We start from the raw sequence: 13,777 nt of genomic DNA, 5'->3' as shown, positions 1-13,777 counted from the left end.
CACGCCCTGGCGCACACGTCGATCACCGCGCTTCGCTCCGCCGCGTCCAGCGTCGCCGCCTCGGCGGTCGTGCCCAGTGCCACCAGGCCCGCCGCCCCCTCGTCGAGCACCTCGCGCGCCAACGACTCCAGCGCGTCCCACGCGACCGCGCCCTCGGCCGTGAACGGCGTGATCAGCGGTACGAAAATCCCTCGGAATCGGTGCATAGGGCCAGCGTGCCGCACCCAGAGATTAAGAACCAGTTCGCATTTGTGGCGCTGACCGTAAGCTGAACTGATGCTCGACGTGCGCAGGCTGCGCCTGCTCCGCGAACTCGCGCGACGCGGCACCATCGCCGCCGTCGCCGAAGCGCTCGCGTTCACCCCCTCCGCCGTCTCCCAGCAACTCACCGCGCTCGAACGAGAAGCCGGGGTAGCCCTCCTGGAACGCACCGGACGACGCGTGACCCTCACCCCCACCGGACACACCCTCGTCACCCACGCCGACGCGGTACTGGCCCGGCTCGAGCAGGCCGAAGCCGATCTCGCCGACGCCAAGGCCGGCCTCACCGGACCGTTGCGCATCGGCGCGTTCCCCAGCGCCACCCAGGCCTTCATCCCCGCCACCCTCACCCGGCTCGCCGCCGCCCACCCCGGCCTGGAACCGCGTGTCACGGAACTGGATCCGGCCAGGGTCGCCGCCGCACTGCGCGCGGGCGAACTCGACGTCGCCCTCGTACACGACTACGACCTGGTGCCCTTCCCGCCCGAACCTGGCGTGCACACCGCACCGCTCTACCGCGAAGCCATGTTCCTCGCCACCACGTCCGCCGCGGCCGGCGCCACGCTCGGCACCTGGCGCGACGCACCATGGATCGCGGCCACCGCGGGCACCCGCTGCCACACTATGACGATCCGCGCCTGCGAAGCCGCCGGATTCAGCCCGCGCATCCACCACCAGGTCGACGACTTCAGCACGGCGCTTGCCTTTGTCGCCGCCGGACACGGCATCGCCCTGGTCCCCGAACTCAGCGCCGCCGATCCCCCGCCCGGCGTGCGATTGGTCCGGCTCCCGATCGCACGCACCACGACCATCGCGTGCCGCGCCGGCGCGGACCGGCATCCGGCAATCTCCGCCTTCGCCGCGGCCGTCCGAGCAGCGCTGGACTGACGTTCACGCCCGGCGCAGCTCGAAGATCCGGAACTCGCGGCCACCGGACAACTCGTACTCCATCTCGTAGCCGGGCCAGAACTCCACGGCCAGATCCCAGGCTCGCTTGCGCTCCACCCCGGTGACCTCGGTGACCCGCACCGCGAAACGCTCGCCCCGATGCCCCACCGTCGCGGTGCTCGCCGCACGCAGGTTTGCCGACCAGGCGGGATGTTTCAGGCTCCCCCAGTTCGAACCGATCACCAGGAAATCCGTGCCCTGCGGCACGTACAACAGCGACGTGGTGCGCGGCATGCCGGTCTTGCGTCCGGCCACGGTCACCTCGATCGACGGCAGGCCGACCAGATCGAGCACACCCATCCGGCCGCGAGTCACCCATCGCACGAACCGCTCCAGCGGCAGCACCACCGGCGCCAGACGCATCACCCATCGCTGCTGCGCGAAGCGACGAGCCAGAGCGGGCAATGGATTCGAGACCATAACCGCATGGTGCCACGGCAGGGCGATCCCGTCCGATTCGCGAGCCCCGAAGCGGGGCAATTCACACCGCGCGCACATCCCCGGACGGGATCCGTGTAGTTCGTCCCGCACGCATGTGCGAATCGAAGCGGCACCGTGGACCGCGTATCGATAGTTAAACGTTAATATTTCACACTCATCTGTACCTTTGATGACAGACACCCTGTCTCCCCACGGAAAGGACGCGGCCCCTTGGTCTTCCGCGCAGCAGGATCGGCTCACCGACCGAACCCGGCCCCCGACGCCCAACCCTGCCCCAGCGGAGACCGCTGATGTTCGCGCACTGGGGGGATCTCGTCCACCGATACCGATTCGGCGTCCTCGGTCTCGTCATCGCGGGCATGCTCGCCCTCGCGGGCTACGGCATCGGCATCGAAAACCACCTCAGCTCCAGCGGATTGGAGGACCCCACCTCCGAATCCGCCCGCGCCAGCCGCATCGCCGACGAAGCATGGGGCCGTGACCACGAATCCGACGTCGTCCTGCTCATCACCGCCCCCCAGGGCAAAACCGTCGACGACCCCCAACTCACCCGCACCGTCGTCGACCACCTCGACGACCTCCCCCGCAACCACCCCGACGAGATCACCGGCATCAACGGCGCCTACTGGGCCACCGAGACCGGCAAAGCCAGCGGACCCCTCTTCGCCAGAGACGACCGCCGCCACGCCTTCGTCCTCATCGCCATCCGCGGTGACGACGACACCGAAATGGCGCGCAACTACCGAAAAGTCAAAGACGCCTTCCACATTCCCGGCGTCGACGTCCAAGTCGCCGGCCTGCAACCCATCGCGGGCACACTCACCGACACCCTCTCCGACGACGTGCATCGCATGGAAGTCGTCGCCCTGCCGGTGGTCGCGGTGCTGCTGTTCTTCGTCTTCGGCGGCCTGGTCGCCGCCGCGCTCCCGCTCGCCATCGGCGCCCTCACCGTCACCGGCGCCAACGGCATCATGCGGATATTCACCAACTTCACCGAGGTCAACTCCTTCGTCACCGGCGTGGTCTCGATGATCGGCGTCGGCCTCGCCATCGACTACGGCCTGTTCATCGTCAGCCGTTTCCGCGAAGAACTCGCCGCGGGCCACGACACCCGCACCGCCGTGCGCCGCACCATCACCACCGCGGGCCGCACCGTCGTCTTCTCCGCCGCCATGATCGTCGCCAGCCTCGGCGTCCTGCTGATCTTCCCGCAAGGATTCCTCAAATCCCTTGCCTACGGCGCGATCTCCACCGTCCTACTGGCGGCGCTCGCCGCGATCACCATCCTGCCCGCCGCCCTCGGCATCCTCGGACCGCGCGTGGACAGCCTCGGCCTCAGCCGATTCCGCCGAACCAAGACCGCCGCCGAGATCGAGAACGGATTCTGGGGCCGCACCACCGACTGGGTCATGCGCCGCCCCCTCCGCGTCGCCGTCCCGATCGTCCTCGGCCTCGGCCTGCTCATCATCCCCATCCAGAACCTCGCCTTCGGCGGCATGAGCGAGACCTACCTGCCACCGGACAACACCACCAGGCTCGCCCAGCAGCATTTCGACGAACTCTTCCCCAAACGCCAGCCCGATCCGCTCCAGCTCATCGTCGTCTCCGACGACCGCGCCGCCATCGGCCAGCTCTACCGCCAGGCCAACCAAGCCCCCGGGCTCGCCGGCGAATTCAGTGTTCCCGCCTCCGCGCCCGGCCGCACCGACCTCTACCGCATGCGCGCCACCCTCACCGATTCCAACGACGCGGGACCGACCATCGACTACCTGCGCGCCCTCGACGTGCCCGACGGGCTCACCCTGCTCGTCGGCGGCCAGCCCGCCATCCAAGAGGACAGCATCGACACCCTGCTCGACCGCATGCCGTACATGATCGCGGCGGTCGTCCTGATCACCACGCTGCTGATGTTCCTCACCTTCGGCTCGCTCGTCCTGCCGATCAAGGCCGCGCTCATGAGCGCCCTCGGCCTCGGCTCCACCCTCGGCATCCTCACCTGGATCTTCATCGACGGCCACGGCGCCGAGCTGCTCAACTTCACCCCGCAGCCGATCATGTCCCCGGTGCTCGTGCTCATCATCGCCATCGTCTACGGGCTGTCCACCGACTACGAGGTGTTCCTGCTGTCCCGCATGGTCGAAGCCAGGGCCAGGGGCGCCGACACCACCGAGGCCATCCGCGTCGGCACCGCGCACACCGGTGGCATCATCACCGCCGCCGCCCTCATCCTCCTGGTGGTCACCGGGGCATTCGCGTTCTCGGATCTGGTGATGATGCAGTACATCGCGTACGGCATGATCGCGGCGCTGTTCATCGACGCCACGATCCTGCGCATGCTGCTGGTCCCCGCGGTCATGAAACTGCTCGGCGACCGGTGCTGGTGGGCGCCGGCCTGGATGCAGCGGATCCACCAGCGGATCGGCCTCGGCGAACCCATCCTCGATGACGAACCACCCGCCGCAGGCGCGCCAGAGGCCATTCCGGCAACGGTATCCACGCCCGCGCGAACCTGACCGACGGCCCGGTCACCCGCGAAAAGCGCGGTCGACACCCACGCCCGGAGTACGCTCACCGCCAGAAGGGAGCGTCACCACCGCCGACCGGACCGAAGGACGTGCACCGATGAGCAGCCGTCTCGACGCCGAATACGCCGATCCCGCGCCGCTGCGAGTGCGGATCGACACCCACGCGCGCTACTCCGAAACGACCCACGACCCGGGCACCGACGTGCTCGCCGCGCTCGACCTCTCCGGCGCGGAGTACCTCGCCGACGTCGGCTGCGGCGACGCCCGCTTCCTCGCCCGGCTGATGGCGCTCGGACACCGCGGCCCGCTCGTGGGCATCGACACGTCCGCCGCCATGGTCGCCGCCGCCGAAGCCGTGCCCGGCGTCCGCGGCATCCGCGCCGACGCCCGCCACATCCCCTTCGACGACAACACTTTTGACGTGCTCACCGCCCGTCACATGCTGTATCACGTCCCGGACCCGCAGGCGGCGCTGCACGAATTCCGCCGCACCACCAAACCCGGCGGCACCGTCGCGGTCGTCGTCAACCACGCCGAAACCTGCCCGCACATCGGCGAACTCGTCGACGCGCACGCCGCGAGCTACGGCATCGACCTCGGCGAGGCGCCGCTGCGCACCGTGGATTCGGAAACCTTGCCAGGGCTCATGTCCGACCTCTTCCGGGCTGTGCGAGTCCAACGCCGTGACAACGCGCTCGTCTTCGACGCCCCGGCGCCGCTGATCCGCTTCGCCGAGGCCATTTTCGGCCCTCGCGGCATCCCAGCCGACCACCCCGATCGCGACGCCGTCCTCGCCGATCTCAGCGCCGACGTCGAAGACTGGTTCGCGCATCACCCCGGCCGCACCTGGCGCGATCCCAAGGGTTACGTCATCGCCACGGCGATCGTCACCGACTAATAGCCCGTTCCGATCCCGCTGGACCCTCCTCGTCCAAAGCAGCGCTGGCTGTGTCCTCTCGTTCGTTTGTAGGAGTAGGTGATTCGTGGCGCCGTTGTGTAAAGGTGATATCTCATAGATAAATGCGCATATCTACGTATCACAATGTTGCTCCTATCGACAATCCCACTGGCACCGAGGTGCGCAGGCTCTGCCCCCAAGGAGCGAGGCGGGCTCGACCTGCCCACTCCCCTGACCAACAGGCCCACCATTCCGAGCCCCTCCCCTACCCGAGCTGGCCCAGGGGTCGAGGGACACCTGTGCGATCAGTAGCCCTAGGCAGTTCGAGTGGGGCTGAGGCGCAGGTCCTAGCTCAGCGTCTTCAGCGCCGTCCCGTCGTACGGCTGCAACTCCTCGAACCGGTCCCCCAAAACCTTCGCCGCCCACTGCGGGTCCTGGAGCAGGGCGCGGCCGACGGCGACCAGGTCGAACTCGTCGCGCTCCAGGCGGTCGAGGAGGTTGTCGAGGCCATGAACCGGGGCGCCCTTGCCCGCGAACGCGCGGAGGAAGTCGCCATCGAGGCCGACCGAGCCGACGGTGATGGTGGGCCTGCCGGTGAGCTTCTTCGTCCAGCCCGCCAGGTTCAGGTCCGAGCCTTCGAACTCAGGGAGCCAGTAGCGGCGGGTGGAGGCGTGGAAGGCATCGACGCCGGCCGCGGCGAGCGGGGTCAGGATCGCCTCCAGCTCCTGCGGTGTCTCGGCGAGCCTCGCGCCATAGGCCTCCTGCTTCCACTGCGAGTAGCGGAAGATCACCGGGAAGTCGGGCGAGACGGCCGCGCGGACCGCGGCCACGATCTCGGCCGCGAACTTCGTACGGGCCACGGGGTCGCCGCCGTAGGCATCGGTACGGCGGTTCGTTCCCGCCCACAGGAACTGGTCGAGGAGGTAGCCGTGGGCTCCGTGCAGTTCGACGCCGTCGAAGCCGATGCGCTCGGCGGCCGCGGCGGCCTCGGCGAAGGCGCCGACAACATCGTCGAGGTCGCGTTGGGTCATCGCCTTGCCGGTGCCCTCGGTGCCGTCGACGCGGATGCCGGAGGGACCGACGGCAGGGGCGTCGGCGTAGGGCGGCTCGCCCTGCTTGCGCACCATGCCGATGTGCCACAGCTGCGGCACGATCGTGCCGCCCGCCTCGTGAACGGCCTCGGCGACCTTCGCCCACCCCGCCAGCTGCTCCTCACCGTGGAACCGCGGCACACGGTCACTCTGCCCGGCCGACTCATGGCCGACGTAGGTCCCCTCGGTGACGATCAAGCCCACACCCGCGGCAGCGCGACGGGCGTAGTACGACCGCACGTCCTCACCGGGGACGCCGCCCGGCGAGAACATGCGCGTCATCGGCGCCATCACGATGCGGTTCGGGACGGTCAGGCCGTTCAGCGCGACAGGCCGGGACAGGATCTCGGCCGCGCGAGAGGTGGGGGACGCAGTGACGGTCAACAGGGATGCTCCTCGTAGATACTTGACAATCTTGATGCTTGAGAACTTCAAGCAACGCCGAAGACGGTAAAGTTAGATATTTGAGATTGTCAAGCTTCCCCGGTAGGATGGCTGCAATGACAGGACGTCCCCGCGTCGACACTGCCCAGCTCATGGAACTGCTCTCGGTATCGCTCGGCGCGTATTACGGCGACTTCACGCTCGCGGCGGCGAGCGAGAACCTCACAGCAAGCCAGGGCAAGGCGCTGACCGTGTTGCGCCGGGGACCCGCCGCGATGCACGCCCTGGCCGAGATCTTGACCTGCGACGCCTCCAACATGACCGGGATAGTCGACCGGCTCGAGAAGCGCGGCCTGGTGCGCCGCGAGGCCAGCGCCTCCGACCGGCGCGTCAAGAACGTCGTCCTCACCACCGAGGGTGAGTGTGTCACCGACGCGATTCGTGCGAAGATGCGCGCAACACAGGATGGCCTGGACAGGCTCAGCGACCAGGACCGGGACTGTCTATATGCCCTGCTGGAACGAGTTTTCGTCTCCCAGCCCGCCGCCTGACCGGAGATTACCGGAATCTCCCGTGGCTGGGACGGCGCAGCGGCGCCGAGCTGGCTTGCCGCGCAACATAATCCTCCCCCGGTACGGTCGGCCGACCAGTTACAGTGTTCGCCGTGGCCCCACCCGACCCGGCGTCCTCGACACCGGAGGTCCACGAGCGCCGGTCACCCGTTCGGAACAGGAGTTCGATGCGATCCCCCAGTCGCCGCCGCGTCTTGACCACCCTCGCCGCCGCCACCGCCGCGCTGATCGTCGGCGGTAACGCGCCGGTGCAGGCCCGTCCCGCTCCGCCCGCGCAGGTGCAGCCGTTCGGCAGCGACTTCCTGTGGGGCGTCGCCGCGTCCGGGTATCAGTCGGAAGGCTATGCGCCGGACAGCAATTGGTCTCGATACGTCGCCGCGGGCAAGACCGAGGATCCGTACGAGAACGCCATCGACTTCTACAGCAGGTACCGGTCGGACATCGAGCTGGCCGCCCAGCTGGGCGTGCGGGTGTATCGCATCGGCATCGAGTGGGCGCGGCTTCAGCCACGCCCCGGCGAGTGGGACGAGGCCGGATTCCGCTTCTACGACAACGTGATCGCGGCGATCCGGGACGCGGGCATGCGGCCGATGCTGACCATCGACCACTGGGTCTATCCGGGCTGGGAGGTCGACCGCGGCGGCTGGCGCAATCCGGCGATCGTCGAGGACTGGCTGGCCAACGCCAGGCGGGTGGTCGACCGCTACGCCGGCGCGGATCCGCTCTGGGTGACCTTCAACGAGCCGATGATGTACGTGCTCAACGAGCTGCGGCACGGCGGCATCGGCGCCGCCGACGTGCCCGCCATGCACGACCGAATCGCCCAGGCGCACAACGCCATCTACGACCACATCCACGCGGTGCAGCCCGGTGCGATGGTGACGAGCAATGTCGCCTACATCCCCGCCGCCGAGGACGCGGTCAACAAGCCGCTCCTCGACAAGATCGGCGGCAAGCTCGACTACCTCGGCATCGACTACTACTACGGCCTCTCCAACGACAACCTGTCCGGGATGACGAACTTCTCCGAGCTGTGGAAGAACCCGCTGCAGCCCGAGGGCATCTACTATGCGCTGCAACACTATTCCCGCGTGTTCCCCGGCAAGCCGCTCTACATCGTCGAGAACGGCATGCCCACCGAGAACGGTCTGCCACGCTGGGACGCCTACAGCCGCGCCGACAATCTGCGCGACACCGTCTACTGGCTCCAGCGCGCCAAGGCCGACGGCATCAACCTGATCGGCTACAACTACTGGAGCCTCACCGACAACTACGAATGGGGTTCCTACACACCCCGTTTCGGCCTGTACACCGTCGATGTGCTGACCGACCCGACGCTGACCCGGCGCCCCACCGATGCCGTAGCGGCCTACCGCGCGATCACCGGCCAAGGCGGCGTCCCGGCCGGCTACTTACCGACGCGGCTGCCGAAGGAGTGCTCCTTCGTGGACGCGCTCGCCAGCTGCGCCGATCCGGTCACCGTGCCGCGCTGACCTACCCGCCCGGCGTGCGGCGCCCGGCCGCACGCCGCCTCGCCGTCAGAAGCGTCGGTTGCGGGACGGGGCCGCGATGTCGTGCACCACGGCCTCCTGCTCGCTCCCCTGATCCGGCTCGTAGTAGCGCACGGGAGGCGGCATCTCGCCGCCCGGATCTCCGGTGCGGTGCGCGCGGGCGACCAACGCCGAGCGTAGGTACCACAGACCCGAGGCCTGGGTCGGGTCGAAAGCGATCAGCTGGCCGATCCGCTTGAGGCGGTAGTCGACGGTATTGGTGTGCACGTGCAGCAGGCGCGCGGTGCGCTGCCGGTTCAGGTTGGTGCTGATGTGCACCTGCAGCGTTTCCAGCAGTTCGGGGTAGTCGTCCAGCGGGTCCAGCAGTGAACCGAGGAAGTCGCGCGCCGGTCCCGGGCGGGTGAGCTGGTATTCCAGCGCCAGGTCGTTGAAGCGGTACAGACCCGACGCGCTGTGCATCCGGTGCACCATGTCGAGCAGCTCGTGCGCTTGGTCGGCGGCCTGCGGAATGCGTTCCGGCGTGGCCTCGACGGCGCTGGCGCGCACCGGAACCTGGGCGGCCCTGGACAATTGGGTGACCAGCTCGTCCAGGTCGGCGTCGTCGAGGGTCGTGGTCGGGATGAGGATGGTGCCACCATCCACGCTCAGCAGCGAGAGCGCGCTGTCCCCGCACCGGGTGGCCAGTTCGGCCTGCAGCCTGCGCAACTTGCGACGGGCGACCACCTTGCCGTCCAGCGCCGGATTCTTCTCGTCGCGGTGCGGCGGCACCGCCAGTGCGAGCACGTGATAGGACTCGGCGATCTGAATGCCGCACTCGCGGGCCATGGTCGAGGTGCTGTTGCCGCCGAGCAGCGCCGAGGTCAGCGTGTGCACGGCCGTGTGATGTTCGCTCACCACGGCCCGTAGCTCCCGCACGTACGCCACCGAGACCGTGGTGATGATGGTGTCGAGAATGTCCATGAAGCGGCGGGCCACGTTCACCAGGCTCTCGTGATCCTGGGTGGTGGCGTTCGCCAGGATCAGGTCGAAGCCTAGCTTGAAGCCCTCGTGGATGGCGTGCTGGATGGTGTCGATCGGGATGCCTTCGCGCGCCCAGCCCGCGGCCGCGGCGCCGACGCGCTCGATGTCCTCGCCGCCCTCGTTGCCGTCCAGCATTTGCACGGCCAGTTCCAGGCACACCCGGGTCACGGCGGTGACGTCGCCGTTGAGCGCCTCGCCGGGCAGCGTGCCGCAGGGCACCACGTTCTTCACGAAGTGCCCGACCATGCGGTGGGAGAGCGTCCTGGTGTCCTTGAGATGCGTCGAGACCGGACGGCCCGAGACGATGAGATCAGGATCGGCCATGTTGGGGGCGGTCATCGCAGGTCCTTCCGACCGGAATTGCACAGCGATCCAACGTAACGGGAATTATGGCGCGGTGGGCCGCCTCCGTCGTGGATTGTGAGACTTGGGTCAGTTCTCACCGAATTTTTGTGACTTGTGACAGCAGATGCGGTCAGGATTGAAAGGTCTGCTCGCCCGCCAGGTACGTGGCGCACACCCCGATATCCGCCAGCTCCTCCGGCCGTACCTGCCGGGGATCGTGGTCGAGGACGACCAGGTCCGCGTACTTGCCGGGGGTCAGGGACCCGGTGATGTCGTCGGCGAACAACTGGTAGGCCGCGTCGATCGTCTGGGCGCGCAGCGCCTGGTCGACGGTGACCCTTTCCTCCGGCGCAAGCACGCGTCCGCTGCGCGAGGTCCGGGTGACCGCGGCGGCCATATTGCGCAGCGGCTCCTCCTCGGTGACCGGACAGTCGTTGTGGAACGACACGCGCATACCCGCATCGAGTGCCGATCGGGTACGCACCCAGTTCGCGCCGCGCTCCGGGCCGAACAGGTCGTCGACGAGCACATCACCCCAGTAGTAGACGTGATCGATGAACAAACTGCACGTGATGCCGAGTCGCGCGGCGCGCCAGAACTGCTCGGGGGTCATCGCTCCGCAGTGCTCGAGGCGCAGCCGGTGATCCACGCGCGGATACCTGGCCAGCGCGCTTTCGTAGACGTCGAGGATCAGGTCGACACCGAGATCGCCGTGCACGTGACAGGCGATCTGCCAGCCCGTCGGGTAATACGCGCCGACGATGTGGTGCAGCTGTTCTTCGGTGTAGTTGGCGTGGCCGCGGTGGTCGTGCCCGAGTCCGAGCGCGGCCGTGGCCGGCGTGTTCAGGTACGGGAACGAGGTGTCGATGTTGCCGACCCACGGTGACCCGTCGACCCAGATCTTGATGCCGATCTGCCGGAACATGTCGTCGCCGTTCTCCAGCGGGCAGTACGACTCCCCCGCCGGATCGGCCATCTCGTAGACCCGCATCCGCACCTTGGCCCGCTGCTGCTGGTAGAGCGCGCTGGTCAACGGTCGCATCTGCTGGGCGAAGGCCATATCGCTGCACAAGGTGACGCCGCGGGCCGCGAGATCGGCCTGTTCGCGGGCCAGCAGTTCCGGGCCCGCGAGCTGATCGGCGAGCATCGGACCGATGAGCGCCAGCACGGCGGGCGCCTCGTAGACCTTCCCGGTCAGGCGACCGTAGTAGTCCCTGACGTAGTGCCCGCCAACCGGATCGGGCAGGTCGTCGGCGAGTCCGGCGAATCGCATCGCGGCGCCGTTCGCCCACGCCAGATGTCCGGAGTTCTGCCAGATCACGATCGGCCGGTCGGGTCCGAGTTCGTCCAGCCAGGCCCTGGTCGGCTCCGGAAAGCCCGTCTGCAGCAAGACATCCAGGCCGTAGAAGATCAGCGGGTGCCCGGCCGGAGCCGTGGCGACGGCGCGCAGGATCTCGGCGTGCGCGTCCTCCGCGCTCGGGCAGGTGGTGACCGGACGAATGTCGATCACGGTGTCGGAGTAGAGCATCTGATCCTGAGTCGGGTGGGTGTGTGCCTCCACGAATCCCGGCATCAGGCAGCGATTCCCCAGGTCGACCATCTCGGTGCGGGACCCGCGCAGGTCGAGCACGTCCGCTCCGCCGACCGCGATGATGCGCCCGCCGGACACGGCGACAGCCCGAGCACCCTCGTGCTCGGGATCCATCGCAAGGATCGTGCCACCGGTGAAGATCAGGTCGGCTGTGCTCATCGGAACCTCCGTGACGGGTCGGGCCAGCGGACGAGCCACTTTGCCACTCGATTGCGAGGAGCCTGCGAGGTACGACGATAACAGTTTGCCCAGGTGTTTCGGGTGCACAAAGAGGGTTAGCTGACGCCCCTTCAGCGCGTCAGAGCCGCAGATATTGATTGAAACACGTTCTAGACAAACACAATGCTTTGTCTTACCTTCGATATATGCAGGCAGGTTTGTCACACATGGCCGAGTTCCAACTCCGATCCGGCGACACCTGGCGTGATCCCTGGCCGATGTATGCCGGGCTGCGCGACCACGATCCGGTCCACCACGCCATCCCGTCCGATCGTCCCGACGAGGACTACTACGTGTTGTCCCGCTTCGGCGACGTCTACGACGCGGTGCGCGACGCGCAGACCTTCTCCTCGGCCTCGGGCATCACGGTCGACTACCACGACCTGGAGAAGATCGGTCTCGGCGAGAACAAACCGTTCGTCTTCACCGACGCTCCCGACCACACGATCTTCCGTCGCCGGGTGGCCAAGGGATTCACCCCGCGCCAGGTCGCCGAGATCCGGCCCGCCGTAAGGCAATTCGTCATCGAACGCATCGACCGGCTGTGCGAGGCGGGCGGTGGCGACATCGCCGTCGAGCTGTTCAAGCCGCTGCCCACCATGGTGGTCGCGCACTATCTCGGTGTGCCCGCGGCGGATCGCGCCAAGTTCGACCAATGGACCGACAGCATCGTCGCCGCCTCCGCCACCGGCAACGTCTACTCGGCGCAGGCCGCCGTTGGCGAGCTGACGCAGTACTTCACCGCGATGATCGAACGCCGCCGCCTCGAACCGGCCGACGACACCATCACCCACCTGGTGGCCTCCGGCCTCGGCGAGCCCGACGACATCCCCGGCATCCTGCAGATCATCGGCTTCGCGTTCACCATGATCACCGGCGGCAACGACACCACCACCGGCAATCTCGGCGGCGCGGTGCAATTGCTGACCACCCATCGCGACCAGCGCAGGCGCCTCATCGAGGACCCGAGCCTGATCCCGGATTCCGTCGACGAATTCCTGCGGCTCACCTCTCCGGTGCAGAACATGGCGCGCACCGTCACCCGGGACGTGGAGATCGAGGGCGTCACCATCCCGGCGGGCAGGAGGGCGCTGCTGCTCTACGCCTCCGCCAACCGCGACGAACGCGAATTCGGCCCCGACGCAGCGGATTTGGATGTCACCCGCAAGACGAAGACGATCCTGACCTTCGGTCACGGCAACCACCACTGCCTCGGTGCGGCGGCCGCCCGCATGCAAGCCGCCATCGCGCTGCAGGAGTTGCTCGCCCGCTGCCCGGAATTCGCCGTCGACCTCGACGGCGTCCGCTATGCCGAGGGCAACTACGTGCGCAGGCCGGTGCACGTCCCATTCGTGGCGAGCGAATGAGCACCGGCTGGCTGGCCGGGGAGCGCACCGAACTGGCCGCGCAGCGGATCCTGGACGCCGCCGCGCGCCTGTTCGCCGATCGGGGCGTCGCCGATACCCAGATGGCCGATATCGCCAAGGCGGCCGGGTGTTCCCGCGCGACGGTCTACCGCTACTTCGAGAACCGGCACGCGGTGCGGCTGGCCTTCGTCCATCGGGAGGCGCGTCGTATCGGCGCCGCAGTGGTCGCCGAGGTGGACGGGATCGCCGATCCGGGTGAGCGGATCGTGACAGCGGTGCTCACCGCGCTGCGCACGGTCCGCGCAGATCCGCTGCTGATCGCCTGGTTCCGGCCCGCCGACGCGGGGCTCGCCGTGGAGATCGGGCAGACCTCCCAGGTCATCGCGGCGCTCGCGGCCGCGTTCCTGCCGGATTCCATTGCCGGAGAACGAGATCGGGCACAGGTGGCGCGGTGGCTGACACGGCTGATCGTCTCGCTGCTCACCGTCCCCGGTGTCGAAGACGCCGACGAACGCGCGATGCTCGAACATTTCGTCACACCACTGTTCATCCGCGCATGATCGCGGCACACACGAAGGCCGCGGACACCGAAGCTGTTGTACAG

The 13,777-nt window shown here is 68.0% G+C and carries 12 protein-coding genes; 7 read left to right on the top strand and 5 right to left on the bottom strand.

The window, feature by feature from the left end; genetic code table 11:
- A partial coding sequence (locus NL1_RS30580; protein WP_174553489.1) for a dihydrodipicolinate synthase family protein occupies positions 1-206 on the bottom strand: 206 nt, incomplete at its 3' end.
- A gap of 70 nt (positions 207-276) precedes the next feature.
- Here NL1_RS30580 and NL1_RS30575 point away from each other — a divergent pair.
- Positions 277-1,149 carry a LysR family transcriptional regulator gene (locus NL1_RS30575; RefSeq protein WP_067846677.1) on the top strand — a complete coding sequence of 291 codons (873 nt, stop codon included), beginning with the start codon at positions 277-279 and terminating at the stop codon, positions 1,147-1,149.
- Between the two features lie 3 nt (positions 1,150-1,152).
- On the opposite strand, the gene NL1_RS30570 is transcribed toward NL1_RS30575, so the two are convergent.
- A complete protein-coding gene (locus tag NL1_RS30570; protein WP_067846674.1) occupies positions 1,153-1,629 on the bottom strand; it encodes a nitroreductase family deazaflavin-dependent oxidoreductase in 477 nt (158 codons plus the stop codon).
- Between the two features lie 311 nt (positions 1,630-1,940).
- Here NL1_RS30570 and NL1_RS30565 point away from each other — a divergent pair, with 311 nt between their 5' ends.
- Complete coding sequence (locus NL1_RS30565; protein ID WP_067846671.1) at positions 1,941-4,163, top strand: MMPL family transporter; 2,223 nt, start codon at positions 1,941-1,943, stop codon at positions 4,161-4,163.
- Positions 4,164-4,272: 109 nt separating this feature from the next.
- On the top strand, positions 4,273-5,073 hold the full coding sequence (locus NL1_RS30560) for a class I SAM-dependent methyltransferase (protein WP_067846668.1): 801 nt from the start codon (positions 4,273-4,275) through the stop codon (positions 5,071-5,073).
- 347 nt (positions 5,074-5,420) lie between these two features.
- Here the strand turns inward: NL1_RS30560 and NL1_RS30555 are convergent, their stop codons facing one another.
- The gene (locus tag NL1_RS30555; RefSeq protein WP_067846665.1) at positions 5,421-6,548 is read right to left on the bottom strand and encodes an NADH:flavin oxidoreductase; all 1,128 of its coding nucleotides are present in this window, start codon (positions 6,546-6,548) and stop codon (positions 5,421-5,423) included.
- A gap of 116 nt (positions 6,549-6,664) precedes the next feature.
- Between NL1_RS30555 and NL1_RS30550 the strand changes: the two genes are divergently transcribed.
- Both NL1_RS30550 and NL1_RS30545 read left to right on the top strand, forming a co-directional pair.
- Positions 6,665-7,099: a MarR family winged helix-turn-helix transcriptional regulator gene (locus NL1_RS30550; protein ID WP_067846662.1), complete on the top strand. Its 435-nt coding sequence runs from the start codon at positions 6,665-6,667 to the stop codon at positions 7,097-7,099.
- Positions 7,100-7,287: 188 nt separating this feature from the next.
- A complete protein-coding gene (locus tag NL1_RS30545) occupies positions 7,288-8,613 on the top strand; it encodes a glycoside hydrolase family 1 protein (RefSeq protein ID WP_067846660.1) in 1,326 nt (441 codons plus the stop codon).
- Between the two features lie 45 nt (positions 8,614-8,658).
- Here the strand turns inward: NL1_RS30545 and NL1_RS30540 are convergent, their stop codons facing one another.
- On the bottom strand, positions 8,659-9,990 hold the full coding sequence (locus NL1_RS30540) for a PucR family transcriptional regulator (RefSeq protein ID WP_084511157.1): 1,332 nt from the start codon (positions 9,988-9,990) through the stop codon (positions 8,659-8,661).
- Positions 9,991-10,126: 136 nt separating this feature from the next.
- Positions 10,127-11,746: an amidohydrolase gene (locus NL1_RS30535; RefSeq protein WP_067846657.1), complete on the bottom strand. Its 1,620-nt coding sequence runs from the start codon at positions 11,744-11,746 to the stop codon at positions 10,127-10,129.
- 227 nt (positions 11,747-11,973) lie between these two features.
- On the opposite strand from NL1_RS30535, the gene NL1_RS30530 reads away from it, so the two are divergent.
- On the top strand, positions 11,974-13,173 hold the full coding sequence (locus NL1_RS30530; protein ID WP_373862609.1) for a cytochrome P450: 1,200 nt from the start codon (positions 11,974-11,976) through the stop codon (positions 13,171-13,173).
- The gene (locus NL1_RS30525; RefSeq protein ID WP_067846652.1) at positions 13,170-13,733 is read left to right on the top strand and encodes a TetR/AcrR family transcriptional regulator; all 564 of its coding nucleotides are present in this window, start codon (positions 13,170-13,172) and stop codon (positions 13,731-13,733) included. The genes NL1_RS30530 and NL1_RS30525 overlap by 4 nt, the downstream gene beginning before the upstream one ends.
- Positions 13,734-13,777 lie beyond the last annotated feature (44 nt).

This window comes from Nocardia lijiangensis NBRC 108240, from assembly GCF_001613045.1.
GTDB lineage: Bacteria > Actinomycetota > Actinomycetes > Mycobacteriales > Mycobacteriaceae > Nocardia > Nocardia lijiangensis.
This window is presented reverse-complemented; position numbering and strand designations above follow the sequence as displayed.